The 26,022-nt window shown below is 64.5% G+C and carries 21 protein-coding genes, 1 tRNA gene and 1 pseudogene; 10 read left to right on the plus strand and 13 right to left on the minus strand.

The genetic code is table 11. The features are described 5' to 3' along the window. Nucleotides 1-2 precede the first annotated feature (2 nt). The 3 genes from dprA to JWP26_RS13420 all read left to right on the plus strand — a co-directional run bounded on the left by dprA (nucleotide 3) and on the right by JWP26_RS13420 (nucleotide 4,691). Nucleotides 3-1,133, plus strand: a complete 1,131-nt coding sequence (gene dprA / locus JWP26_RS13410; protein ID WP_299728423.1) for a DNA-processing protein DprA — start codon at nucleotides 3-5, stop codon at nucleotides 1,131-1,133. A 126-nt stretch (nucleotides 1,134-1,259) separates the two neighbouring features. Then, entirely contained in the window at nucleotides 1,260-3,914 is a 2,655-nt protein-coding gene (topA, locus tag JWP26_RS13415; RefSeq protein ID WP_299728426.1) for a type I DNA topoisomerase, read from the plus strand. Between the two features lie 66 nt (nucleotides 3,915-3,980). Beyond that, nucleotides 3,981-4,691, plus strand: a complete 711-nt coding sequence (locus JWP26_RS13420; RefSeq protein WP_299728429.1) for a polysaccharide deacetylase family protein — start codon at nucleotides 3,981-3,983, stop codon at nucleotides 4,689-4,691. Here JWP26_RS13420 and JWP26_RS13425 read toward each other — a convergent pair. Further along, complete coding sequence (locus JWP26_RS13425) at nucleotides 4,688-5,737, minus strand: dipeptidase (protein ID WP_299728432.1); 1,050 nt, start codon at nucleotides 5,735-5,737, stop codon at nucleotides 4,688-4,690. The genes JWP26_RS13420 and JWP26_RS13425 overlap by 4 nt on opposite strands. Before the next feature lie 771 nt (nucleotides 5,738-6,508). On the opposite strand from JWP26_RS13425, the gene JWP26_RS13430 reads away from it, so the two are divergent. The 7 genes and pseudogenes from JWP26_RS13430 to JWP26_RS13460 all read left to right on the plus strand — a co-directional run bounded on the left by JWP26_RS13430 (nucleotide 6,509) and on the right by JWP26_RS13460 (nucleotide 10,454). Continuing rightward, the gene (locus tag JWP26_RS13430) at nucleotides 6,509-6,946 is read left to right on the plus strand and encodes a DUF2948 family protein (RefSeq protein WP_299728435.1); all 438 of its coding nucleotides are present in this window, start codon (nucleotides 6,509-6,511) and stop codon (nucleotides 6,944-6,946) included. Nucleotides 6,947-6,962: 16 nt separating this feature from the next. Next, on the plus strand, nucleotides 6,963-8,255 hold the full coding sequence (gene hisD, locus JWP26_RS13435) for a histidinol dehydrogenase (RefSeq protein WP_299728438.1): 1,293 nt from the start codon (nucleotides 6,963-6,965) through the stop codon (nucleotides 8,253-8,255). 8 nt (nucleotides 8,256-8,263) lie between these two features. Next, nucleotides 8,264-8,737 (plus strand): annotated as a pseudogene (locus tag JWP26_RS13440) (UPF0262 family protein); the annotation flags it as partial. 57 nt (nucleotides 8,738-8,794) lie between these two features. After that, entirely contained in the window at nucleotides 8,795-9,223 is a 429-nt protein-coding gene (locus JWP26_RS13445) for an arsenate reductase ArsC (RefSeq protein ID WP_299728674.1), read from the plus strand. 52 nt (nucleotides 9,224-9,275) lie between these two features. Further along, nucleotides 9,276-9,914 carry a Maf-like protein gene (locus JWP26_RS13450; RefSeq protein WP_299728441.1) on the plus strand — a complete coding sequence of 213 codons (639 nt, stop codon included), beginning with the start codon at nucleotides 9,276-9,278 and terminating at the stop codon, nucleotides 9,912-9,914. Nucleotides 9,915-9,925: 11 nt separating this feature from the next. Further along, nucleotides 9,926-10,123: a DNA gyrase inhibitor YacG gene (gene yacG, locus JWP26_RS13455; RefSeq protein WP_299728676.1), complete on the plus strand. Its 198-nt coding sequence runs from the start codon at nucleotides 9,926-9,928 to the stop codon at nucleotides 10,121-10,123. Between the two features lie 255 nt (nucleotides 10,124-10,378). Then, a tRNA-Phe gene (locus tag JWP26_RS13460) sits at nucleotides 10,379-10,454 on the plus strand. 66 nt (nucleotides 10,455-10,520) lie between these two features. On the opposite strand, the gene JWP26_RS13465 is transcribed toward JWP26_RS13460, so the two are convergent. The 12 genes from JWP26_RS13465 to nudC all read right to left on the minus strand — a co-directional run bounded on the left by JWP26_RS13465 (nucleotide 10,521) and on the right by nudC (nucleotide 25,983). Continuing rightward, complete coding sequence (locus JWP26_RS13465) at nucleotides 10,521-12,605, minus strand: cellulose synthase (RefSeq protein ID WP_299728443.1); 2,085 nt, start codon at nucleotides 12,603-12,605, stop codon at nucleotides 10,521-10,523. After that, a complete protein-coding gene (locus tag JWP26_RS13470) occupies nucleotides 12,602-13,654 on the minus strand; it encodes a glycosyl hydrolase family 8 (RefSeq protein WP_299728445.1) in 1,053 nt (350 codons plus the stop codon). The genes JWP26_RS13465 and JWP26_RS13470 overlap by 4 nt, the downstream gene beginning before the upstream one ends. Beyond that, on the minus strand, nucleotides 13,651-15,942 hold the full coding sequence (locus JWP26_RS13475) for a cellulose biosynthesis cyclic di-GMP-binding regulatory protein BcsB (RefSeq protein WP_299728448.1): 2,292 nt from the start codon (nucleotides 15,940-15,942) through the stop codon (nucleotides 13,651-13,653). The genes JWP26_RS13470 and JWP26_RS13475 overlap by 4 nt, the downstream gene beginning before the upstream one ends. Beyond that, nucleotides 15,939-18,119, minus strand: coding sequence for a UDP-forming cellulose synthase catalytic subunit (bcsA, locus tag JWP26_RS13480; protein ID WP_299728451.1), 2,181 nt, complete (start codon nucleotides 18,117-18,119; stop codon nucleotides 15,939-15,941). Before bcsA ends, JWP26_RS13475 begins: the two co-directional genes overlap by 4 nt. Before the next feature lie 36 nt (nucleotides 18,120-18,155). Then, nucleotides 18,156-19,004, minus strand: a complete 849-nt coding sequence (bcsN, locus tag JWP26_RS13485) for a cellulose biosynthesis protein BcsN (RefSeq protein ID WP_299728454.1) — start codon at nucleotides 19,002-19,004, stop codon at nucleotides 18,156-18,158. A 296-nt stretch (nucleotides 19,005-19,300) separates the two neighbouring features. Next, nucleotides 19,301-20,302, minus strand: a complete 1,002-nt coding sequence (locus JWP26_RS13490; protein WP_299728457.1) for a TIGR03842 family LLM class F420-dependent oxidoreductase — start codon at nucleotides 20,300-20,302, stop codon at nucleotides 19,301-19,303. Nucleotides 20,303-20,367: 65 nt separating this feature from the next. Further along, nucleotides 20,368-21,159 (minus strand): ABC transporter ATP-binding protein, encoded by a 792-nt coding sequence (locus JWP26_RS13495; RefSeq protein WP_299728461.1) that lies wholly within the window; start codon nucleotides 21,157-21,159, stop codon nucleotides 20,368-20,370. Beyond that, nucleotides 21,156-22,172, minus strand: a complete 1,017-nt coding sequence (locus JWP26_RS13500) for an iron chelate uptake ABC transporter family permease subunit (protein ID WP_299728465.1) — start codon at nucleotides 22,170-22,172, stop codon at nucleotides 21,156-21,158. The genes JWP26_RS13495 and JWP26_RS13500 overlap by 4 nt, the downstream gene beginning before the upstream one ends. Further along, nucleotides 22,172-23,113 (minus strand): putative F420-0 ABC transporter substrate-binding protein, encoded by a 942-nt coding sequence (locus tag JWP26_RS13505; RefSeq protein WP_299728468.1) that lies wholly within the window; start codon nucleotides 23,111-23,113, stop codon nucleotides 22,172-22,174. Before JWP26_RS13505 ends, JWP26_RS13500 begins: the two co-directional genes overlap by 1 nt. Before the next feature lie 2 nt (nucleotides 23,114-23,115). Continuing rightward, nucleotides 23,116-23,949, minus strand: a complete 834-nt coding sequence (gene cofE, locus JWP26_RS13510) for a coenzyme F420-0:L-glutamate ligase (protein WP_299728471.1) — start codon at nucleotides 23,947-23,949, stop codon at nucleotides 23,116-23,118. A gap of 2 nt (nucleotides 23,950-23,951) precedes the next feature. Next, entirely contained in the window at nucleotides 23,952-24,959 is a 1,008-nt protein-coding gene (gene fgd, locus JWP26_RS13515; protein ID WP_299728474.1) for a glucose-6-phosphate dehydrogenase (coenzyme-F420), read from the minus strand. A 64-nt stretch (nucleotides 24,960-25,023) separates the two neighbouring features. Further along, complete coding sequence (nudC, locus tag JWP26_RS13520) at nucleotides 25,024-25,983, minus strand: NAD(+) diphosphatase (protein ID WP_299728476.1); 960 nt, start codon at nucleotides 25,981-25,983, stop codon at nucleotides 25,024-25,026. Nucleotides 25,984-26,022: the final 39 nt, after the last annotated feature.

The raw sequence follows: 26,022 nt of genomic DNA on the forward strand, positions 1-26,022 counted from the left end.
GCGTGAGTCTCGTCGCGCCAGGCCTGGTCCTGACGCGTTCGCAGCGCACGGCCTGGCTTCGCCTCATCCGCACCGAAAATGTCGGGCCGGTCACCTTCAGCCAATTGCTGAACCGCTTCGGCTCGGCCGAAGCCGCCATCGACGCCCTGCCCGGGCTGCTCAAACGCACCGGCAAGGCCCCGCGCATCACCACCCAGATGCAAGCCGAGGATGAGTTGGCCGGCCTCGAACGCTACGGCGCCAAGCTGGTCGCCACCGGCGAGGCCGAATATCCCGACCTGCTCAACTATATCCCCGCCTCGCCGCCGCTCATCACCATGGCTGGCGGCGAGAGTCTCGACTGGGCCCGCACTGTCGGCATGGTCGGCGCGCGCAACGCGTCCTCCGCCGGTATCAAAATGACGCGCATGCTGGCGCTGGATCTCGGCGAGCGTGGGTACACAATTGTCTCCGGCCTCGCCCGCGGCATCGACACTGCGGCCCATCGGGCGAGCCTGACCACCGGCACCATCGCCGTCCTCGCTGGCGGCTTCGACAAAATCTACCCCGACGAGAATATCCCCCTTGCCCACGACATTCTCGACAATGGCGGCGCCCTGCTCACCGAAATGCCACTGGGCTGGGAACCGCGCGCTCGCGATTTCCCCCGCCGCAACCGGCTAGTGTCCGGCCTCTCCCTCGGCATCGTCGTCGTTGAAGCCGCCAAGCGCAGCGGCTCCCTGATCACCGCCCGCCTTGCCCTTGAGCAAAACCGCGACGTTTTCGCCGTCCCCGGCTCTCCGCTCGATCCACGCGCCGAAGGCGGCAACGCCTTGATCCAGCAAGGCGCCAAGCTGATCACCAATGCGCAGGACATCATCGATTCCCTCGGCAGCGCCGATCCCGCCCGCAACGCCCTGTTCGATCCCGATTGGGAACCCGATTTCAACGAAACCCACCCCGCCGAATCGCCGACCGACAGCGATAAGTCCCGCCTGCTGTCATCGCTGAGCACCACACCGGTCGAAGTCGACGAAATCATCCGCCAGACTGGGCTGTCGGTTTCGGCGGCTCAATTATTGCTGCTGGAGTTGGACCTGTCCGGTGAGATCGAATGGTCCAGCGGGCAACTCGTGGCGCTGCGGTACAAGTAAAAAGCTTCACAATTTTCCTCTCTCTAAGAGAGAGCCCCGATCCCCTTCATTTCATCCCGTTGACACCGCCGCTCGGCTTCACCATGTTGCGCCACTTCCAGAAGACGTGTGCGGATTGGGTAATTCATGAAGGTCGTGGTCGTTGAGAGTCCGGCTAAAGCCAAGACAATCAACAAATATTTGGGTTCAGGATACGAAGTCCTGGCCTCGTTCGGCCATGTCCGCGATCTGCCGGCCAAGGACGGTTCGGTCCGTCCCGACGAAGATTTCGCCATGTCATGGGAGGTCGACACCGCCTCCAAGAAGCGCATTGCCGACATTGCCAACGCCCTCAAGGGCGCCGACGAACTGATCCTCGCAACCGATCCGGATCGCGAAGGCGAAGCCATTTCCTGGCACGTGCTCGATGTGCTGCGCCAGAAGAAGGCCCTCAAGAAGGACACCCCCGTCCGCCGCGTGCTGTTCAACGCCATCACCAAGGATGCCGTCACCGCCGCGATGCTGATCCCGCGCGATATCGACCAGCCGCTGGTCGACGCCTATCTGGCCCGCCGCGCGCTCGATTATCTCGTCGGCTTCACCCTCTCGCCGATTCTCTGGCGCAAGCTGCCCGGCTCCCGCTCGGCCGGCCGCGTGCAGTCCGTAGCCCTGCGCATCGTCTGCGACCGCGAATCCGAGATCGAAAAGTTCAAGGCCGATGAATATTGGTCGGTCGAAGCCAAGCTGGCCCAGGCCGGCAAGAGTTTCCTCGCCCGCCTTTATTCCGTCGATGGCAAGAAGACCGACAAGCTCGGCATCAAGACCGGCGAGAACGCCGCCGAGCTCAAGGCCCTGATCGAGGCCGGCCAGTTCAACGTCTCTTCCGTCGACAAGAAGCCCACCAAGCGCAATCCCTACGCCCCCTTCACCACCTCGAGCCTCCAGCAGGACGCCTCCTCGCGCCTCGGCCTCAGCCCCTCGCGCACCATGCAGATCGCCCAGCGCCTCTACGAGGACGGCCTGATCACCTATATGCGAACCGACGCCGTACAGATGGCGCCCGAAGGCATCGCCATGGCCCGCAGCGCCATCGGCAAGTTCTACGGCGACGACTACCTGCCGGAAAAGGCGCGCATATATCAGACCAAGGCCAAGAACGCCCAGGAGGCGCACGAGGCTATCCGTCCGACGGATATGTTCAAGAAGCCCGAGGCGCTGCACCTCGATGCCGACCAGGCCAAGCTCTATGGCCTGATCTGGCGCCGCACGCTGGCCAGCCAGATGAAATCCGCCGAAATCGACCGCACCACCGTCGATATCGCCGTCAACGTCCCCGGCCGCGCCGTCGAACTGCGCGCCATCGGCTCCGTCGTCACCTTCCCCGGCTTCCTCGCGCTCTATGGCGTCGAGGCCAAGTCCGATGAGGACGAGGTCGACGAGGATAGCCGCGAATTGCCAGCTCTCGCCGTCGGCGACAAGCCCGCTTTGCAGGCCGTCGAAATCGAGCAGCATTTCACCCAGCCGCCGCCGCGCTATTCCGAAGCCAGCCTGATCAAGAAGATGGAAGAGCTCGGCATCGGCCGGCCGTCCACTTATGCCGCGACCCTGACCACGCTCAAGGACCGCGATTACGTCAAGCTCGAAGGCAAGGCGCTGCATCCCGAGGATCGCGGCCGTATCGTCACGGCGTTCCTCGAAAGCTTCTTCAACCGCTATGTCGAATACGGCTTCACCGCCAATCTGGAAGAACAGCTCGACCGAGTCTCGGCCGGCGAACTCGACTACAAGACCGTGCTGCGCGATTTCTGGACCGAATTTTCGCGCCACACTTCTGAGATCAAGGACCTTCGCGTCACCGAAGTCCTCGACGCGCTCAACGACCTGCTGCAGGACCACATCTTTCCGCCCAAGCCCGATGGCGGCGATCGTCGCCTTTGCCCTACCTGCGGCACCGGCCAGCTTTCGCTCAAGCTCGGCAAATACGGCGCCTTTATTGGCTGCTCGAACTATCCCGAATGCAAACACACCATGCAGCTTTCGGACGCCGCCACCGGCCAGTCCTCCGAAGCCGCCGCCGGCGACGGCATCCTGGGCACCGATCCCGCATCCGGCGAGGAAGTCCACCTCAAGACCGGCCGTTTCGGCCCCTATGTCCAGCTCGGCGACGGCAAGGAGCCCAAGCGCTCATCCCTCCCCAAGGGCTGGGAGCCGACCGCGCTGACGCTCGACAAGGCGCTCCAGCTCCTTTCCCTGCCCCGCGATGTCGGCCTGCACCCCGATGGTGGCCTGCCCATCGTCGCCGGCCTTGGCCGCTACGGCCCGTTCATCCTGCATGACGGCAAATATGCCAACCTGCCCGATGTCGAGGAAATCTTCACCGTCGGCCTCAACCGTGCCGTCGACCTGCTCGCCCAAAAGGCTGCCGGCGGCTTCAAACGCGGCGGCTCGGCCATCGCCGCCATCCAGACTTTCGAGCACGACAATGGCCCCATCACTGTCCGCGGCGGCAAATACGGCCCCTATGTCAACCAGGGCAAGATCAACGCCACCATCCCCAAGGACGTGGCGCCTGAGGCCGTAACGCTCGAGCAAGCCCTCGGCTGGATCGCCGCCCGCGCCGAAGCCACTGGCACCAAGGTCAAGAAAGCTCCGGCCAAGAAGGCTGCCGCAAAGAAGCCCGCAACTGCAAAAAAGACCACTGCAACGGCCACCAAAAAGCCTTCTGCTGCCGCCAAGAAAGCCCCGGCCAAAAAGCCCGCTGCCAAGAAGACCACCGTCGCTGACGAAGACGTGCCGTTCTAGTGGCACGCCCTCGGGCGAAGGCGTAAACACCTCGGCGCGGCGACGGCCGCGTCGATGGAGTCCCGAATGGTTCGCTTGCTTCTTGCCGGTCTTCTGGCCCTGCTCTGCACCGTCACCGCCCAAGCCGAAAAACTGCTGGAACCGGCACTGCACATTCCGCACTCGGCCGATGGACATCCGCATATCGCCATAACGCTGGATGCCTGCTCCGGCAATGTCGACCACCGCATCCTCGATGTGCTGGTCCAGCAGTCCATCCCTGCGACCATTTTCGTCACGCGCCGCTGGCTGGTCCGCAATGCCGAGACCGTAGCGATCATGATCGCCCATCCCGATCTCTTCGATATCGAGGATCACGGCCGCGACCATGTCCCGGCCGTCACCGGCACGGAAAAGCCCTATGGAATCAAGCCAGCGGGAACGCTGGCGGCCGTCGATGATGAAGTGAACGGCGGCGAGGCGGCCATCGCGCTGGCCTTTGGCAAGCAGGCAAAATGGTTTCGCGGCGCCACCGCGCTCTACAGCCCGGACGCGATCGACGAAATCCATCACCTCGGCTACCAGGTCGCCGGTTTTTCCCTCAACGCCGATCTTGGCGCCTCGGTCTCAACCAAGACCGCCGCCGCGCGCCTCGAGAGCGCCAAGGACGGCGACGTCATCATCGCCCACATCAACCAACCCAAGCGCTCGTCCGGCGCGGGTATCGCCGCCGGCCTGCTCGACCTCAAGCGGCGCGGCTACGACTTTCTGCGGCTGTCCGACGTGGCTGCGAGCTAGCCGATCGTCCGCTCCAGCACCGACAGCCAATTGCCGATCGCGATCTTGTTGACCAAGTCAGCGCCATAGCCCTTGTCCAGCAGCGCCTGCAGCAATTTCTGCACGCCCGTGATGTCCCCGATCGGCGTCGGCATCATCGCTCCGTCGAAGTCCGAGCCCAGTGCCACGCCGTCCTCGCCCAGCGCCTCCACCAGCGCATCGACATGGCGAACCATCAGTTCGATCTCGGTATCGGCGACGAACTTGCCGTCCGGCCGCAGGAAGCCCACGGCAAAATTCAGCCCCACCACACCCTTGCTTTCCGCAATGGCTGCCAATTGCCAATCCACCAGATTGCGTGCGTGGGGGCAGATCGCGTGCACATTGGAATGCGTCGCCACAATCGGCTTGTCGCTAATCGCTGCAACATCGCGGAAACCTGCGGCGTTGAGGTGCGACATATCCAGCATCACGCCCATGCGGTTGCACGCCCGCACCAGTTCCTTGCCGGCATCAGTCAGGCCCGGTCCGATATCGGGATCGACATTGTGGCGAAACGGCACCCCGGTCGCGAAGGCATTCGCGCGGCTCCACACCAGCCCAACCGACCGCAATCCCGCTGCATACAGCACGTCCAGCGAGCGGAAATCGGTATCGATCGCCTCGGCGCCCTCGATATGAAACACCGATGCCAGGGTCCCCGCATCGATCGCCGCGCGCAACTCCCCGACATTGCGGCAAACCGCCAGCGCGCCGGCCCGCTCCAGCCGCAGCAGGATCGATGCCATGCCGGTCGTGGACACCTGGGCATCCGCCCAGGCCAGTTGCGGCGGCAAATTCTCCGACAGGGTCACTGGGGCCCCTGCGGCACTCTTCGCACCGGTCGGCAGCGGCGGCGGGAACATCGCAAAAAATCCACCGACCATCCCGCCGGCCTTGGCGCGCGGCAGATCGATATGGGCGCCCGCCATCCCCTCGATGAACGGCTTTTCCTTATCCGCCCCCTCCGCCATCCACAGCTTGAGCAGCGTATCGTTGTGACCATCGAAGAAAGGAATGTTGGGCATGAAGGGACCTGAATTTGCGCTGTGCTACAGATAGGGCCAACGCAGCGCCCGGCCAACCCTCTTGATTGGCGCGTCGCTATTGCTGATGAGCCGCAAGCTTTGAGCCTTACATGGCACAACGCCGCAGCAAACTCGGTGTCACCCTGGCGCAGGCCGGGGCCCATCCCGAGATGCAGCCACAGCCGCCAGGTGGCGCAGTTATGCCTCGATCTAGCACACACCACCATCTGAGGATGGGCCCCGGCCTGCACCGGGGTGACACCGAGAATGGGAATGCACTTGTGCCTCCTACCCATCTTCTCCCCATCTCCAAATCCTCCCGCATACTCCCCCCGATATCTCCACAATGGCTGCGGGTTCGCGACGAACGGCCGTGGGGAGTTTGGTGGGAGGGGAATGCGGTCGCGCGATCCCTGGGCCAGCGCGACGTTCGTCTCCTGAAATAGTGGAGGCCACGTTCGGGCGGCCAGAAACCCCATCGCATGCGGCGAGGCGCTGCCTCGCTTATCTAAACCCCATGAGGCACGTCTCGCCGCATGCCGCAGTCTTCGAGCCGTCCCGCTTCTGCGGGCAAATCGATCCAGTGGATCGATTTGAGGAGAGGAGGCCATGAGAGCTGCGCTCGAATGGCAAGGAACCCGCCCGGCCCAACCGCGCGGCAATTTCCCATGCCCAAAATTGAGCCCCGCATTGCCCCCGTGCCGACAAACTTGTAGATCGGACGGGGCGTGACCAGATACGCTTCGTCTCCATGCAAAGGGCCGCACCTCCATGACTGACCTGAAGCTCCTGGCGCTCGATACCGAAGACCTCGATGTCATCTCCGCCCATGTGCAGGATGCCGTCGTGCGCGTCGCCGATATGGGCTATGCCCGCGGCGACCGGCGCTTCGCCCTGCTGATGAACCGTTTCGACTGGGAAAGTGGCAAGCAAAACCGCCGCGACAAGGGCCAGCGCAAGCGCGCGGCGCTGCATTTCGATGCGGTCCAGTCCGTGGTCACCGCCGGTTTCGATCCCAATTCAACCGACGGCGTGCTCGAACTGCTCGCCATCGTGTTCCAGCCCATCGACGGGCCGGCCGGCATTATCGAGCTGCAATTTGCCGGCGGCGGCACCGTGCGTCTGGGCGTCGAATGCCTTGAAGCCCGCCTCGCCGATCTCGGCGCCACCTGGGGCGCTAGCAATACGCCCACTCACGCCATCGACTAAAAAGGTCCCGCTCCTTATGCCTATTCGCCTCGATAGCCAGGCCGCCAATTTTGAGGCGGAGTTCGTCGCCCTGCTCGGCAGCAAACGCGAATCCTCCCAGGAGGTTGGCGACATCGTGGCGACGATCATCGCCGAGGTCCGCAAGCGCGGCGATGATGCGGTGGTCGAATACACCAACACCTTCGACAAGGCCGGGGTCACCGCCCAGACGCTGCGTTTTACCGAAGAAGAAATCGAGCGCGGCGCTGCCCGCGTCACCCCCGAGGTCGTCGGCGCCCTGCAGTTCGCCCATGACCGCATCCGGGCCCACCACGAAAAGCAGAAGCCGGAAGATCATATCTATCAGGATCACCTCGGCGTCACCCTGGGCAATGTTTGGACCGCTGTGCAAGCCGTCGGCATCTATGTGCCGGGCGGTCTGGCCTCCTATCCGTCCTCGGTGCTGATGAATGCCGTGCCCGCCAAGGTCGCCGGCGTCGAGCGCATCGCCATGGTCGTGCCGACGCCCAATGGTCAGCTCAGCTCATCCATTCTGGCCGCCGCCAAGATTGCCGGCGTCACCGAAATTTACCGCACCGGCGGCGCCCAGGCCGTTGCCGCGCTCGCCTATGGCACCGCCACGATCAAAGCCGTCGATAAGATCGTCGGCCCCGGCAATGCCTTCGTCGCCGCCGCCAAGCGCCAGGTGTTCGGCCAGGTCGGCATCGATATGATCGCCGGCCCCTCCGAGGTGCTGGTCATTGCCGATGGCTCCGCCAATCCGGCCTGGGTCGCGGCCGATCTCATCGCCCAGACTGAACACGGGGCAGGGGCACGCTCCATTCTCATAACCACCGAAAAGGGTCTTGCTTCGGCGGTTATCGCCGAAGTCGCCCGCCAGTTGGCCCTCCTGCCCAAGGAAGGCCTCGCCCGCGAAGGCTGGGACAATTACGGCGCCGTCATCACCGTCCCTTCGCTCGATGAGGCTGTGACGCTCGCCAACCGCCTCGCTTCCGAGCATGTCGAACTGGCCATCGACGATCCCCAATCGCTGGTGGCGCGCATTCGCAATGCTGGTGCCATTTTCCTCGGCCACCACACACCCGAGGCCATCGGCGACTATGTGGGCGGCTCCAACCACGTCCTGCCGACTGCTGGCTCCGCCCGCTTCGCCTCCGGCCTCGGAGTACTCGATTTCATGAAGCGCACCTCGATACTGGGCTGCGATCCAGGCTCGCTATCGGCGCTTGCCGAAGCCGCCGTGATCCTCTCCGAGGTCGAAGCGCTCGACGGTCACGGCCGCTCCATTTCCATCCGGCTCAACCATTGAGCATTTCGATGCAAAACGTGACCGAGGCTGCCACCACCGACCGCCTCGTCACCGTCACGCTCGATCCCAATACCATCACCTCGATCGATCCCGACGTGGTGCATGAATGGCGCATCGCCATCTATGACCTGCTTGAAGACAACCGCTTCCGCCCCGCCCGCGTCACCGCGGTGGGGCCGTTTGCCCTGCACGTCTCCATCGTGGGCAATTACATCGTCCTCGACGTGCGCAATCCCGACACCTTCCAGCCCATTGCCGCGCATTATTTGTCGCTGACCCCGTTCCGCCGCTTGATCCGCGATTATTTCCGCATTCGCGACGCCTATTACGAAGCCATCCGCTCGGCCCAGCCGTTTCAGATCGAAACCGTCGACATGGCCCGCCGGGGCCTGCACAACGACGCCGCCGAACTGCTGCGTACGCGTCTGGTCAACAAGCTCGAAATCGATCTCAATACCGCCCGGCGCCTGTTCACCCTGATCTGCGCCGTCCAGCCCTATGCCAGCCGCATCGATGAGAGCAAAAGCCAGCTCCCCACCGTGTTGTTCGTCTGCTCGATGAATTCGGTCCGCTCGCCCATTGCCGCCGCCTTGGCCCGCCAACTGTTTCCCGGCCGCGTCATCGCCCGCTCGGTCGGCGTCAACGGCGGCAAGGCCGACAGTTTCGTGCATGAGGTGATGGAGGAGAGCGGCATCGACATGTCCGTCCACACCCCCCACACCATGGACGAATTGATCGCCTCCCATTTCGATCTGGTCATCACCCTCTCCGATGACGCCCCGGACGCCGTCGCGCGCAAGGGGCTCGAAACCGGCGCCCTCGAACACTGGCACGTTCCCGACCCGTCCCTCGTCGAAGGCCCGCGCGACGTGGTGCTGGCCGCCTATCGCGACCTGCGCGACAACCTGCGCAAACGTGTCCGCGAGCGGCTTGAGGCCCTGGTCACAGGCAGTTCACAAAGCCCCTGATTTGGTCTAGCCAGTATCCGCGCCTTCCTTTCCCCGCATGCGAGCATTTTTAATGGCCAGCCGTCCCGATCTGATTCTGGCCTCTGCCTCCCCGCGCCGCCTGGCGCTGCTCAACCAGATCGGCATCGAGCCCGAACATCTGGTGCCTGCCCATGTCGATGAGACCCCCGAAAAGGCCGAATTGCCGCGCAAGCTCGCCCAGCGTCTCGCCGATCTCAAGGCGCTCACAGCCCAGCACAAGGCGCGTTCCGCCGGCTATGGCGCCAATGCGCTGGTGCTGGCCGCCGATACCGTCGTCGCCGTCGGCCGTCGCATCTTGCCCAAGGCCGAAACCATGGAAGAGGCCTCCGCGTGCCTGCGCCTGCTTTCTGGCCGCTCCCATCGCGTCTTCACTGCCATGACGCTGCTGACTCCTTCCGGCGCCAAGCGCCAGCGCCTGGTCGAAACCCGCATCCGCTTCAAGCGCCTCTCCACCAAGGAGATGGAAGCTTATCTCGCCAGCGCCGAATGGCGCGACAAGGCCGGCGGCTACGCCATCCAGGGCATTGCGGGCGCCTTTGTGGTGAAGCTCTCGGGCTCCTATTCGGCCGTTGTCGGCCTCCCCCTGACCGAAACCGCCACCCTGCTTGCCGGGGAAGGCTATCCGGTCCATTTTAACTGGCTCAACCAGTCAACCCTGTCGGGTGTCTGATGACCAACACCATGGCCAAGCCCTGTCCCATTTGCGGCAAGACCGCCGTCGATAAATTCCGCCCCTTCTGCTCGGGCCGCTGCGCCGATGTCGACCTCAACCGCTGGCTGACCGGCTCCTACGTCATCCCCGGCGATATCGGCAAAACCGATGATGAGGACGACACTTCCGCCGTGCCCTCGCATGATCCAGAGGACGACAATATCTGACGAGGCGGGCGAACTCGGGTGACTTATCCCCAAGCCCTGGCGCTCTCGCATAATCGACACCCATTAAGGTGACCGGTGCCATGATATTTGCAGCGCTTCCAGGACAGAATCTCGGCCCCCAAAGAGCTCCGATGCCCTTCGTCCGATGGGCCGCGTTAAAGTCCTTTTCCACAACCCGCTTTCGCCCTTGCACCGGCAAAACTGATCTCCTATAAGGCGCAAGCGTTTCGCAGGGCCGGTCCTCTCCAGCCCTTTGCCCGGGTAGCTCAGTTGGTAGAGCAGCGGATTGAAAATCCGCGTGTCACTGGTTCGATTCCGGTCCCGGGCACCATTTTCCCCTTTATAGTCAAAGAGATATGGTGCCTCGCGCCCCGTGGGCGCAGAAGGCTTGTTGTGTCTATCGTGGCTGGGCCGCGCGTACTGCGCGAACCGTGTTCAGGCCTTCAACTGCGGGGGCATAGCCGGTTGCGGCCACGGCCCCGAAGATTTGCTCGGACTCTTTGTAGCGCTTGATGTGGAAATAAGACCAGGCGCGCAGCGTCAGCAGGTCGTTTTGCTCGGGTGCATAACGAGCGCGTTCGTCCAGCGCCACCAGAGCCGCTCGGTAGTCGCCGATCTGATAGGACTGCAGCGCCGTCTGGGTATTGATATCGACCTGCAATTCAATGACCCGCGCATCCGATTGCGGCGCGGACGAAGCGGCCACAGCGGCCTCCTTGGCCAGGCCCAGCCGGACATAGGCCAGCGATTGGCCATACGCGGCGTCGCTTCGCACGGCTTCGGTTCCCGACTGCAGGGCTCGAGCAAAATTGGCGGCCGCGTCGGTGGGGCGCGCCAGATCCATCAGGCACCAAGCGCGCGTCAGGGCCTGGGCTGGCGACAGGCTTTCGGGCGGCACGAAACGGCTGCAACTGGCCCCGCCGCCGTTGTTTCCACCGCCGCCGCCCGTGGCCCGTCGAGCTGGCGCTTCCGTGGCGATCTGCTGCACCACCGGCACATCGGGGCTGGCGCGGGGCTGCGGCGTTGGCGTCACCTGGCTGCGCGTCGAGGTAGCCTTGCCGAAATCGGCGATCCGCGCGGAGCGGGCGCCCCAGGCCTGCTTGATCGCCGCGACAGTAGCTGTGTCCTTGATCGAATCGCTGGCCACCAGCAGCCCATAGGCGGATGGCTCGCTGGTCGGATCCCATGTGGTGGCCAATTTGAACCAGGCGATGGCGGTCTGGGGCTGGCCGAAGCCGTAGGCGTACCAACCAAGCTCCTGGGCTGTCGCCGCGCTCCTGGCCGACATGGTTTCTTCGACGATCCGGCTCAGCACATCGGGCGTCAGGTCGACGGCTGGCTGAACCGCCAGGAGCGAGGCGGCGGCGGTGAGGTAGAGCGTGGTCAGGGCTTCGGACTCATCTCGATAGTCTGCCAGCACCGCCTCGGCGTCCGCGGGGCGTTTGAGGTCGAGCAGCGCGACACCCATGCCGTGCGCCGACAGCATCGAGGGATCGGCGGTCATCGCCATCTCGAACCAGTCGTGCCCTTCGCTGGGCTTTTTCTGGTTGAGGGCGTACCAGCCGAGCAAGCGCAGGTCGTCCGCGACCTTGGTCTGCTTGGCGCTAGTTTGCAGCAGGGTGACGTCGGCGGCGGCTGCCATCGGCATTTTGCCGCTGAGAACTGCGGCAACGGCATTGCGCGCCAGGTCGAGCCGGATAGCGGTGAACTCGCCCACGCCGTCGGGGCCGGGTTTCTCGAGGGCCAGCAACGGTTCGATATCGGCGCGATCCACCAGAACCATGGCCTTTTGCAGGGTTGCCAATCGCTCGGCGGGATCGGTGCAGCTGGTCAGGATGTAGGTATAGGCGTCGAGGCCGCGCTGCTTGGCGTCGGTCTTTATGAAAGCCTCGGCCAGTCGCCACATGGCGTCGACATTGGCGCAGGTGAGCAACTCGGGAGCATTGGCGGCGATGGTGATGACGGTCTGGTACTGCCCGGCATCGGAGGCATTGCGCAGCCGCGCGCTGGCCTCGCCCAGATCAAGGCTGTGCAACAGGTCAGGGGACGGCACAAAGGCCGAATCGGCCTTTTGCTTTTCGGCAATGGCGGCGCGTGCACCGGCAAAATCACCCTGATTGTACAGGTCCCAGATATGCTCGACTGCAGCGTCGGGAACGTAGTCGTCCGAAAGCAGGTTGGTCGGCGGCACCCAATCGGGGTAAAGCGCCCTGAGGCGCGCCATCTCGGCGTCGACGCGCTGGGTATCGCCGAGCCTGGCGAAATAGCGCAGGGCGGTTTCATCGACCTTGGTCGTATTAGCAGTCGTGGTCGTGGTCGTGGGCGCGGCCGGGGCAGGCGCTTGGGCAACGATCTGCACGGCCGGATCGCTCGGCGTGCCCCCGGTCGCGACCGCCGCGTCAAAGGATTGGCCATTCACCATCGTATAGGCCAGCACACAACCGCCCAGGGCCAGTGCGAGCGGGAGCCCGATCAGTTTCATGGCTTGTCCTCTACCAAACAACTGGCCTCGTCGCGGCGCAGATGGTCGAGCAGCAACAATTGCAGCGTCGCCGCATAATAGCTGCTGGGGGCAAATGTGCGCAACTCGGCCGGGACGGGCGTCCCGTCCAGAGTGCAGGCGATGGCGGCCTGGATTAGCCGATAACCGGGTTCGTCCAGCCGTTCCTGGACGGCGCCGGTGTCGACATTCACCCGCGCCAGCCCAAGCTCATTGCCGATATGGGCGAATGCCTTGAGCTGCTGGTTGCCGGTCTTGGCGCGCATCAGGTAGATCGGAATGCGGATATTGTTGTAGCCGAATTCGGCGGGAAAATCGGCCGCCGGCTTGGGCTTGTCACCGGCCAGCGATACCCAGTCGGCGGGCAGGCCGGACGGCGCGAACTCCGTGCGGTCGAGCAGCGCCAAGCCGCCGGCAGACAGGCCCATCCAGTCGATCTTGGGCGTCAGTTTGGCAAACACCGGATAGGCCTCGAAAATCCAGTAGGATGGATTGACCACCGGGCCGTCCGCCCGGTCGGCGGCGGCAAAGCCGGCGCCCCCGGGCAGCAATAGCGTCAGCCCCGATTGCTGGATCAGCATGGTGCCCAATGCCGCCACGATGCGCGTCGCGGCCTCTGTCTTTTCGGGCTCGTCCCAATCCTGCCCGGCCAGCGCCAGCGCATAGGCAATCAGCGTGTCGCCATCGCTGGCATTATTGGGATCGGTGACATGGGGCGTCTTGTCGCCCTCCCATCGCCATGCGGCCAAGCCATCGTCGCGCACCATCAGCTCGGTCTGGGTAAAACTCCAGATCCTCTCGAACGCCGCCCGATCCTGCGCCAGCACCGCCAGCAGCATGCCATAGCCCTGTCCTTCGCTATGGCTGATATTGTCGTTGCCGGTATCGATAATGCGACCGTCATCGGCCAGGAAGTGGCTCTGGTAGGCCGCCCATTCGGCCGCGGCGATAACACTTGGCTTCATGGTCTGGGCCTCGACGGCATGCGGGAGCATGACCAATGCCAGGGCGCCGAAGAAAAGTCGGTTCATTGGCGCCGTCCCAAAGATTTCAACAATGCCGCAGTCACCAGCGTCAGCAACAGCGTCACGCCCGCCAGCAATGCGGTGAATTCCAGCACATTGGTCGATAGCCAATTGGCCGCGACCAGCCGCAGGTTGAACACTGAAAATGGCTGAGTTTGGACCAGGGTCCGCCCTCCGGGCTGGATGGCGATGACAGCGGGATCATTGGCTCCAAGCGCGCTCACCCGGCCGGTAATAGCACGCCAGTTGACGGTCTGGGTCAGGCGTTGCACCCCGCTGAGGAAGGTCTTGTCATCGGGTATGGTCAGGAAAGTCCAGACCCCGCCTTCGGGCTGCACGGCTTGGGCGAGCACGACTGCATCGCTCGATTGCGGCAGATAGGCACCATCCTCCGGGCGCGCCAGCCAGAAATTCTGTGGCGACAGCCCCACCTTGTCGGCGACCCAATTACGAATGGTATCGAGCGTATTCGCTGACGGCGCGCCCACCGTCTGGTTGAAGCGGTCGACAATGGCGCGATCGCCGGTGGCTCCCGGTCCCGCCGAAATTGTCCGGGCCACGCCGCTGCGATTGAGCAGTGCGTCGGACAGTGCCGTCAGCGGCGAAATCACCAAGGCGTTGGCGGCCGGATCGAGTTGACCCTCGCCGACCAGCGTCACCGGCACGACTGCGCCCGAGGCAATCGCCAGCCGCGCCAACCATGTCATGGCGGCGGGCGTCACCTGTGCGCCCTGGCCGAGCACCAGCGGCACCGGCTGTCCACCGCCATAGGGCGCGCCGGTGCCGGCAAAGGCTTGCAGGTCAGGCAGGGCGGCGGCGCGAGCGAAGTCAGGAATGTTGAACTGCGTCGTGTTGGAAAACAGGAACCGGGGCGGGGCGCTGCCGGTCAGGCCGGGGGCGCATTCGAGGTCGGCTTCGGTCTGCAACAGCAGTTCAATCTCGATTTCGTTGCGGCCGGGCCGGAAATTGGTCATCGGCACTTTGATCGGCGTGGCGCGCGATAGACCGCCATCGGTGCGCAAAACCGGGGTGGCCGAAGCGATTTGCCCATTGGCATAGATATCGAGCACACTGCCGGGCAGCACGGCCTTGGCGTAGCCGGCGTCGAGCAGCAATTGCGCCTGGCCATACATGTTGGCGTAAAAATCCGCCGGCAAGGCGAACTCGAACGACGTTCGGTAGCGCCGGCCGTTAAACTCGATGGTGGGCACGCCGAGATCGCTCAGCGTCAGCGAGGTGGCTCCGGTCACCCGTGGAATTGGATTGGCCAGATCGACCCGCTGCAACAGCAGGTCCGGATCGGCGGGGGTCGAAGCGGCGCTAATGGCGCGCATCGCGGTGGTAATGCTGCCCCAATCGGGTCCGGACACCACCAGCGTATTGCCCGCCACCGAAGCCGGCACGAATGCCGCCAGGGGGCCCGCATCGGCCTGCGGCTGCATGACGCTAACGCCCGCGGGCAGCGTAGCGGCCGTCGCCAGCACGACATTGAGCGTTCCCACCGGCGTTTCGGCCGGCAGACTATCATCGAGCTCGACGGCGATTTCGGGCACATGCAGCGCCAGGGCCACTTGCTGCACCAATTCGATTGCTGCCGCGGTCACTGCGGGGGTCCCAAGCTCGGGCACGATGAAGCGGACGGTCGTCGTGGCGGTCGCGTCGAAGCCGATTGCCGCAACCTCGCTCAGCGCGGTGATCCGGTCGAGCCCCTGTCCCTCGAAACGCAGCAGCGTGGTCGCCGGGTCGATCTGGGTCCACAATTCATAGGTCGAGGCCACCGAGCAGTCGGTGCGGTGGCGCTGTATCGCCTCGAATTCGATTATATTGCCGCCGGCGCGCAGCAGGCCCGCCGGGATCGCGGCCTCCAGTTTTCCAGTCGTCGCGGAAGCGGCGATGGGGCCGCTGACGATGTTGGTGCCATTGATCGTCACCTCGAGCGTGGACGCCTCCGGGGCCGCCACAATGGCGTTGAGGTAGCCGACTTCCACGCTCGCCGGTGCTTCGGCCTGGGCCTGGGTCAGATAGACTTCCACGGCCTGGCGGGCGTCTTCACCAACCAGCTGCAACTGTGCGAACGGCACGATGTGGCGCTCGAACGAGGTCGGAATGGCAGGCGCCGCCTCGACGGCGGGCGCCGGTTCCACCACCGGCGCAGGTGCGACCGGCGCAGTGCGCAGTCCGCTTTCCGGCGACATGTCGAACGGGGACGGCGGCGCCGATTGTTGCGCCGCTGCGGGCAGGACGAGAACGCCGGCAACGGCCATGGCGACGAGCAGTTTGGGCGCGATGGTCATGAGCGATCCTCCGCGTCCTTGCGGCGATCCACGGAGGAGCGCAGCAGGTAACCAAGGCCTCGACCGGTCTGGTAGACCGAGGTGGCCAGGAACTGCAGCGTGCCACGGATAAGGCCGATATTGATCTGACGGCTGCGCTGCCGCTCCTGCCAGATGGCCGAGTTGGCATAGAGCAGGTCGGCGATCATCCGGTAATCGGTCGCGCGCTCGGGCATGAAGCGGCATCCCAGCATCACGCCCTTGCCGCTATTGCTGACCGAGCGGATGAACACCGCCAATTCGCTCGGCTCGCTCGACGACAATGGGGTAAACCGCACCGCCGTCGGCGCCCCACGGCCAAGCCCAGCCGCGCCTTCCGGCAGCCGGATGGCGAGGCCGCCACTGGAGACGTCGCTGATGACAGCGGCGGTCCAGGCGCCGTCTCCGCCCCGTATTTCGCAGCGCCGATCGATATCGACGCGGCGGCTGGCGCGGGTTTCGCGTCGTTCCGACACTACGCCGAGCGCGCAGCCGGCCATGATGAGGTTGAACACGTTCCAGCCGCCGACCACGATGGTGATCTCGGCGCGATAGGGCTCGGTGATAACCTTGTAGACCGTCATCGCCACCGCGATCAGCAGCAGCAGGAAGATCAGGTAGAACGGCCGCGCCAGTTCGGACAACCGCGATTGATCCACCGACTCGTCCTTGGCGGTCACCTTGAAGGTCGGCCTGCTCGGATTGCGCAGCACCGACAGCAGCGCCGTCAGCAGATGCACCGACTGGATATATTCGTAGAGCTCGGAAATCCACGGCCAGCGCCAGCGGCCGAACAGCGAGTTCTGCATCACCAGGTTCACCAGCATGTAGGTCATGGTGTAGGCGGCGAATTCGCCACCGGAGGCGGTGAAGATTTCGAGGTTGAAGAACAGGTAGCAGAACGGCGCGAACAGGAAGATCATCCGCGTGAACGGAAACAGCCAGAACATCGTGCTCGACAGGTAGCAGATGCGCTGCGGGATGGTGAGCCCGCGCTTGAACGGCGGGAAGCTGAACAACAGGATCTGCATCATGCCCTGGGCCCAGCGGGTGCGCTGGCCGATGAAGCTGGCAAACGTCGCCGGTTGCAGCCCGGCAATCAGGGGCTTGTCGACATAGATGCTGTTCCAGCCGGTGGCGTGCAGCTCGATGGCGGTTTCGCAATCCTCGGTGATGCTGCGGCCGGAAAAGCCGTCCCCCTGCATCAGCGCCTCGCGCCGCAGCAGCGCCGCCGAGCCGCAGAAGAACGCGGCGTTCCACTTGTCGAGCCCGCGCTGGATCACGCCATAGAACATCTCGTTCTCGGACGGCATGGTCTCGAAGGTGCGCAGGTTGCGCTCCAGCGGGTCGGGATTGAGAAAGAAATGCGGCGTCTGCACCAGGAACAATTGCGCGTCGCGCCCGAAATACGGCACCGTTTCCTGGAGGAAATCGCGCGCCGGGGCATGGTCGGCATCGAATACCGCGACCAGATCGCCCTTGGACTGCGACAAGCCATTGTTCAAGTTGCCGGCCTTGGCGTGCTCGTTGCGGTCGCGCGTCAGATAGGTCACGCCCAGATCGGTGCAGAGCACGTTGAGCTGCTCGTAGCGCTCGCGCGCTGCGGCGGCGGCCTCCGGATTAGTGGAATTGCGCTTTTCCAGCGTGCCGCCATCATCGAGCAGCCAGACGGTGAGACGCTCGGCCGGATAATCCATGGACTTCGCCGCCGCCAGCGTGGCCGCCAGCAGCGCATAATCCTCGTTATAGCTGGGCACGAAGACGTCGACGCTGGGCACCGGATCGTCCGGGCGCAGGCGGGTGGATTTGCGCGGGGGCAGCGGGCTCGACACCACGAACAGGCTCAGGCCCAGCATGAAGATGCAGTACATCTCCGCCAGGTAGAGCAGGAAACCGGGGATGAAATCGCCCCAGTGCTCAAGCGGCGGCAGCGTGCTCGTGGTGCGCCAGAACGCGTAGCGCAGCACGATCGCGGTGCCAAAAGCCAGCAGCAGCAGGCGCCAGAAGCCCTCGAGCCGCAGGATCTTGATGACCATCATGGCGATGATCAGCAGCACTGCGGTGACGAGGTGAACCTGCAGGCTGATAGGCAGGGTGATGACCACCACCAGCAGCAGGGTTACCAATAACCAGCCCAGGACGATCAGCGGTTTTTGCATGGCGCAGCTCTCTTTTTCGGAGGTTGCGGACTGGCGTCATGGGCCGGATCCGGTGGGTGGCGGCGGTACGATGACGCTCGTCGACGCAGCTGTTGGGGGTGGCACGATAGGTGAACTCGATGACGTAGCGCCGCCGGGCAGCGGCACGATCGGCGCGCCGGCGGGGATGGTGGCGGCCGGGACCACGGCGGGGGCGGCCGGCTGACGCGGCCGCGATGGCGCCGGACGCACCACGGGTTTGACCACGGGGATAAATCCTGCCGCGCCCTCTGGCTTGATGGTGACCGCGATGCGCCCGATCTGCGGGGAGGCGCGCGATGGCTCGTAGACCGGTGTGTTGAGACGCAGTTGATACATCACGCCGAGCAGCGACTCTTCGCTGCGCCGGGAATCGCAGAGCTGCAAGCGAACCACCACGGCGCCGCGCGCAATCGCCCCAGATGGCTTCAGCGCCGGCTCGATGCGTTGCCAGGCGTAAAGGCAGGTGTCGCCGGTGCTCGGCCGGCCCACCGCATAGCCGAAAGGGCCATAGGCGTTCTGCACATAATAGGGGGACACCGCCATGCCGCTATTGGGCCAGGCGGCCAGCGCCTCTTGCGTCAGGTTGACCTGGGTGAACGGGACATCGACCAGCCCGGCATCGGAGCCATCGCCACCCTTGCCCTGGAACAGCGTCACGGTAATCTTGTTCTGGCCCGGCGTGCGCGCCTCGGTGGCCAACGAAATTTCCTGGGTGACGGCGTTGGAATGAGTGGTTTCCACAATACCCAGAATGCCGGGTCCGCCGATCGGCGGGAAAATCAGCGCCTGATTCGCCGCAACGCTGGTGGCAACCTGCGGCGTCAGTTCAGGCTGGTGGGCACAGCCAGACACCAGCGCTGCCATCAGCGCGCTCGTCAGCACCAGCCGGCAGCCAGCAAGGGATTTTAACCAATGGAGCGAGGGGTAAAGCCTCTCCTCGCGGTATGAAGCCTTAGCCACGGATACCAATCCTTTTCCGGGCCCGATCGGGAGTCTCTAATGCGTTGAGTTTGCAATGGATCGGGCCTAGTCACGGTCAGGATAGTTAAGACGTGCCTAACAGAACCTTAACGGCCGCCTACTGTTGAACGCCGCAACGCATTGGCCGCGCCCGTTCCGACGCGGTTCCTGGCCAGCAATCGATGGATCGAGCTTCGTTTTTAGCGGAAAGCCGGGATGACCTCGCGGCCATACCTGGCGATGATGTCTTCCTCTTCGCCGCTGTCGAGATAGATATTGAACTGGGTGACGCCTGCCGCTTCCAGCTCACGCACCTTGGCAATATGGTCGTCGGGCTCGCCCAGCACGCAGAAGCTTTCCACGATGTCATCGGTGATGAAATCGAGGAACGGATTGTCCGCCTGGCCATGCTTGGAATAGTCGTAGCCGCGGCGCTTTTCGACATAGGCGGTCAGGCTTTTGGGCACCTGGTCGGAATCGGCACCGTATTTTTCCACGATGTCGGCGACATGATTGCCCACCATGGCGGGGAACCATTTTACCGCCTCGATGGCCTTTTTCTTGTCGCCGAAATAGGCCGGCGCCGCCGCCATCGAGCGGAAGCCTGACATGTCCTTGCCGGCTGCCTTGCCCGCATCGAGACACTGGTCGATGAACCATTTGCACAGGCCGGGATCGGCGAGTTGCAACACGACGCCATCGGCATGCTCGCCAGCGGTCTTGAGCGCCAGTGGGCCGTAAGCGGCAATCCAGCTGGGGATTTCGTGGCCGACGGCCCAGGGGAATTTCACTGCGGCGGGAATTTCGCCGTAGCTGACCTCTTCGCCGCGCACCATGGCTTTGGTCTTGGCGATGAAATCGGCAACGCGGGCGAGCGTCGCGGGCTTCTTGCCCATGACGCGCATCGAGCTATCGCCACGCCCGACAGCCAGGTCGAACCGGCCGCCGCTCTGCTTGGACAGAGAGCCGAAAATCGAAGCCGCCACCGACCAGTCGCGCACGTCGGGATTGGTCACCAGCGGGCCGAAGCGCATATTTTCGGTGTGTTCCATGCACATGGCGATGGCGGCGTAGCAATCGCGCCAGAGGATGTGGGAATCATAGAACCAGCAATAGCTGAAGCCGGCATATTCGGCCGCCCGCACCAGATAGCGCGCCCGCTCGGCATCGACGAAACCCTTGAAGGTGATTCCGAATTCCATGGTTGCCCGCTCCCTGCAGCCAAATTTGACCAGACGATCAAATTTTGGCTGACGGCGCGCCGTTGTCAATCGGTATTCGGCGCCGAATCGTAGATCACCAGCGGATAGGGCTTGCCCGGCACCTGCACGATCGTGGCCGCGACGCCGTAGACACGTAACAGCAGATCGGGATCAAGCACATCGGCTGGTGTGCCTTCGGCAACCACCTTGCCGGCATCGAGCACCACCAGATGGTCGCAATAGCGGGCGGCGAGGTTGAGGTCATGCATGGCCAGCAGCACGGTGCAGCCTGCTTGCGCCTGAGCGCGCAGTACATCCAGCACCAGCAATTGCGCCTTGATATCGAGGTGGCTGGTGGGCTCGTCCAGCAAGAGCATGCGGGGCTCCTGCGCCAGAGCGCGCGCAATCTGCACGCGCTGCTGCTCGCCGCCTGACAGCAGTTGATAAAGGCGGTTGGCAAAGGTAGCCATGCCCATGGCGGCGAGCGCCGAGGCGACTGCGGTCTCGTCTTGCGCGGACGGCGCGGCTTGCCACGCGGATTGGAACGGCACGCGGCCAAGCCCTACGACATCGCCCACGGTCAGGCGCTCGGTGGTGGTGGCGAATTGTTCGACATGGGCGCACAGCCGGGCGCGTTCGGCGGGCAGCATCGCTGGCAGGTTGGCGCCGTCGAAGGCGATCGTGCCGCGAACGAGCCGGCGTAGGCCCATGACGGCGCCGATCATCGTCGATTTGCCGGCGCCATTGGGGCCGATCAGACCGGTGACGGCGCCGGCGGGTGCGGTGAAACCAGCACCATCCAGGATGGTGCGTTCTCCGGCCTTGACGGTGACGCCCTGCACCACAAGCCCGCTCATGTGACCCGCCGATAGCGCAGCAGAATGAGCAGGAAGATTGGCGCACCGACCAGCGCGGTGACAATGCCGACCGGCAGTTCACGCGGATCGAACAGGCTGCGCGCGGCAGTGTCCGTCCACAGCATGAAAATGGCACCGACCAGCATCGACATGGGCAACAGCACGCGATGGCGCGAGCCGACCGCCAGCCGCACCGCGTGAGGCACGACGAGGCCGACAAAGCCGATAGCCCCGCCAACGGCCACCATGACGCCGGTCAGCAGGGCGGTGGCGGCAAGCAGTGTCCAGCGCAGGCGGACGATATCAATGCCCAGGCTCGCCGCCGCCGCATCGCCAAAGGCGAAGGCGTCGAGGCCGCGCCCGGAAAACAGAATGATCGGAGCGCAGAGGACGAGGCCCAGCCCGACCAACCCGACATCGCCCCAGTTGGCCCCGCTCAGCGAGCCGATGAGCCAGCTCAGGATTTCGCGATAGGAGTCGCCCGTAGCCGACCAGAAGATCAGCAGCGACGTGCCGGCCGAGGCGAGCGCGGCGATGCAGATACCGGCGAGGATCGCGCGGGATGGGGTGGCGCCGCCCAGCAACCGCGCGATCAGCAGGGCCAGCCCGAGCGCGGCAAGACTGCCGAGAAAAGCCCCCAGCGGCATCAGCAGCGCCGCGCCGGCCAACAGGAATACCACTGCGCCAAAGGCGGCGCCCGAGGACAGGCCCAGCAGATAAGGGTCGGCCAGGGGATTACGGGTGAGCACCTGCATCACTGTGCCCGCCAGCGCCAGGCCAGCGCCAACGCCCAGGGCGGCGAGCACGCGCGGCAGCCGTAATTCCCACACGATGGCGTCGCGCAGGCGCGACACCGGGCTATCGGGGAGCAGGCCGAAGTGATGCAGCACCGTACCCCAAACCTCCCCGACCGAGATGTGGGCCGGACCCAGCGTCATGGCGACGGCTGAACTGGCCAGCAGCAGGGCCCACAGACCGGCATAGGCCATCACATAAGCCGGTCTTGGCATCATCAGGGGGTCGAAAAGTGCAGCGCTGCCAGTTGCGCGGCCATGTCGATGGTCGCTGGCACATTGCGCACGCCCGCCTCGGAGGCGGGGAACGGAATGACCAGATAGCGCTGGTTGATGACCGCATCGAGCTGGCTGGTGATGGGGTTTTCCGCCAGCAGCTTCTTCTTCTGCGCGGCTGAGTTCCAGGCGGCGTCGACCAGCACGATCACGTCGGGATTGGCATCGACGACGGCTTCCCAACTGGCCGAAATCCAACCGTCATCCACATCGGCGAAAATGTTCTTGAGGCCGAGCGCCTCCATCATCATGGCGGGCGCATTATTGCCCGCGCCAACATAGGGCGCCTTGGTGCCCGAGGAATACCAGACGGCCGTCAGGCCGCGTGGGTCCGGCGTTAGTGCGGCGAGGCTGGCCTTCTGGCCGGCGACCAGCGCGGTCGCTGCGTCCTCGGCATCGAAAATGGTGCCCATCTCGTCGAATTCGCTGAAGATTGCGTCGAAGCTCAGCTTGGGCGGTTTGACCGAGCGGCAGGCGGCCGGGGCCACGTAGCTCGCGACGCCCAAGCCGGCCAGCGTTGGCCGTTCGCCCGCGCCGTCGGCAGCGAAGTTGCTTTCCCACCCGCCATAGATGAAGTCCGGCTCGGTTCCGAGCACGACCTCCTGCGACGGCAGCTTGTCGGAGAGCACCTTGAGGTTGGCGCCCAAGGTGGCGAATTCGGTGGGCAATGGCCCATCCTGGAAGCCGACGCCGACGATGCGGTCGGCCAGACCGAGCGACAGCAACAGTTCGGTGGCAGTCGACTTGATGGTGACGACGCGCGTTGGCGCCTTGTCGAAGGTGACGGCCATGCCGCAGTTTTGTAGCGTCAGGGGATAGCTGGTAGCGGCGAGGACCGGACTGGCGCTCAAGGCGCCGATGAGTGCGAGCGCGAGCAGGCGCATGATCAATTTCCCTGTGTAGCCGATTGCGGCGTGACGGCGGCGCCGCCCTCGAGGTCCGCGCGCGCCGTGTCGTAACCAAGCTGATAGGCTTCGGCCGAGCCGAAGCGGAACATGTCTTCCTCGAGCGAGCGCACCAGCGAGCGGGCGCCGGGCGCATCGAGCCCGCAGACCAGACGGCCAAGGCCGCGCACCACGGCGACCGGCAGGCCGCCGGCCTTACCCTTGACCAGATCGGCGGCCCCGGCGATTTCATCGGCAACCACGGCGATGGTGGCGTGCAGCGGCCGTCCATTGGCGTCATTGCCGCCGCGCATGTCTTCCGTCAATTGCAGGCCCGCCGCGCCGATGGCGACATCAGTCTGGCCCACGCGCCAAGGTCGGCCGAACGTGTCGGTGATGATGATGCCGAGCGTTATGCCCAGGCGCTCGCGCAGCGTGGCGCACAGGGCCAGTGCGGATTTGTCGGGATCTTCGGGCAGGCGCAGCGCAAAACCATCCGGCACATTGGACATGTCGATGCCGGCGGCGGCCATGATCAAGCCCTGCCGCGTTTCCACGATCCGCGTGACACCGCCGGCGTGAACGCGCTCCGCCACGACGCGGACGGTGTCTTCGGTGATGGCTTTTTCGCGGTCGGTGGCCGGTACCAGCCGACCTTCGGCCTTGGCCACGATCTTGCTGGCGACGACGAGAATATCGCCATCGGCGAGGGCAAGGTCCGCGTCATCAGTCACCTGCTTGGCCACTGCGTCGCAGATCAGCGCGACGAGGTCGTCGCCGTCATGCACCTCGGGAATGCCGGTCACGGCCCAGGCGGAAAAGCGCGGCAGTGTCATGGCTACGAACTCGCTGTCAGCTTGCGCAAGCGCGGCAGAATTTCCTTGGCGTAGAGCGCCAGGAACCGGCTCTGGTCGAGCCCTGGCGCGTGGAACACCAAGTGGTCGAAGCCGTAATCGATATAGGTCTTGATGGCGGCAACGTGCTCGTCGGGGTCGCTGGAGACGATCCAGCGCTTGGCGACGCGTTCGATGGGCAATTGCTCCGCCAGCCGTTCCATTTCGGCGGGGTCCTGCACGGAGTGCTTTTCCTCGGCCGACAGCGACAAAGCCGCCCAGTGGCGCGTGTCATTGAGGGCGCGCTCGGGATCGGTATCGAACGATACCTTGACCTCGATCATGCGCTCGAAGGGTTTGCCGGCCAGCTCGGACTCGGCGCGGCCGATTTCGACGTTGGGGAGGAGCTGCTCAAGGTAAAGCTCGGCGCCCTTGCCGGAGGTGCAGATGAAGCCATCGCCCGCGCGGCCGGCATATTTGGCGTTGAGCGGTCCACCGGCGGCGATGTAGATCGGCACCGGTTCGGCGGGCTTGTCGTAGATGGTGGCGCTGACGGTCTTGTAATATTCGCCCTCGAAAGTGACGCGATCCTCGCTCCACAGCAGGCGGATCAGCTTGACCGCCTCGCGCAGGCGAGCCGAACGCTCCTTGAGTTCGGGCCATTCCATGCCGGTCGCCGGCACTTCATTGAGCGATTCCCCGGTGCCGACGCCCAGGATCACCCGGCCCGGAAACATGGCGCCCAGCGTGCCGAAAGCGTGCGCCACCACGGACGGATGCAGCCGGAACGTCGGCGTCAGCACGGATGTGCCCAGCACGACACGTTCGGTGCGCGCCAGCACCGCCGCCATCCAGGCCGGCGCGAATGGCGCGTGGCCATCGGTATGCTTCCAGGGCTGGAAATGGTCGCTGACAAAGACCGAGTCGAAACCGGCCTGCTCTGCTTCCACGGCAAAACCAAGCAGCGCGCTGGGAGCGAACTGTTCCGCTGATGCTTTGTACCCGAAGCGCATGGCCAACCTCCCGACGATCCACAGATTTGATCGTTTGGTCAAAATTCGGCGTTAGTCAAGCGCCTCAACGTTTCCACGTACCGGCGTCTTGCAGTTTGTCATCGGCCCATGCCGCGATCAGGGACGCAGCGATGGCGCCGCGGCGGGGTGCGGAAATGTCGTGGTGCATCCCCTGCAAGATGGTCTGGACCTCACTGCGGCTGACCCAGCGCGCGTCGGACAGCTCGGCACGATCGACCACGATGTCCTCGTCCAGCGCCTCGCCCCAGCAGCCGAACATCAGCGACATCGGAAACGGCCAGGGCTGAGCGGTGACATAGTCGACTTTGCCCACCCTGATGCTGGCCTCCTCGAAGGTCTCGCGCCGCACCGCGGCCTCGATGCTTTCGCCCGGTTCGACAAAGCCGGCCAGCAGCGAATACATCCGCTCCGGCCAGCTCGCGCCGCGACCCAGCAGCAGCTTGTCGCCGCGCGTGATCGCCATGATGACGACCGGATCGGTGCGTGGGAAATGATGGGTCGCACAGGCCGGGCAGCCGCGCTGCCAGCCGGACAGCTCCGGCACACTGGGCGCGCCGCAATTGGCGCAGAAGCGGTGGCTGGTGTGCCAGCTATGCAGCGCTCGGCCAACCGCAACGCATTCGCCATCGAGCAGCGACAGGTCCGCCATCACGCCACGGATTTCCACGAGGCGCGCATCGGCAAAGCCGGGGTGAAATTGCTGGCTCGCATCTGTGAACTGGCCGATCGTCTCGGCGTCCTCAATGGGCTGCCAAAGGGCGAGATCGGCGGCAAAGCGCGGGCCGTCTGGAGCGAGGCCCAGAAATACCGGGCTCTCGCGGCAGTCGGCCAGCGCCGCATGATCGAGTGGCACCAGCCGGGGATGATTGTCCGCATCCACCAGCAGCTTGCCATGCCAGAACACATAGCTGCGGGCTCGCCCATCCTGGCGCGCCGCGTCCGTTGTCCGCAGTTGCGCTGCCCGATCCAGCGCGCCCGGCTGAAATGCGTAATTGTAGTCCACGGTATCCACCTGCCTGCCACGCTCGCCCTCAGTGCTACC

This window comes from Devosia sp. (genome assembly GCF_028290435.1).
Taxonomy (GTDB): Bacteria; Pseudomonadota; Alphaproteobacteria; order Rhizobiales; family Devosiaceae; genus Devosia.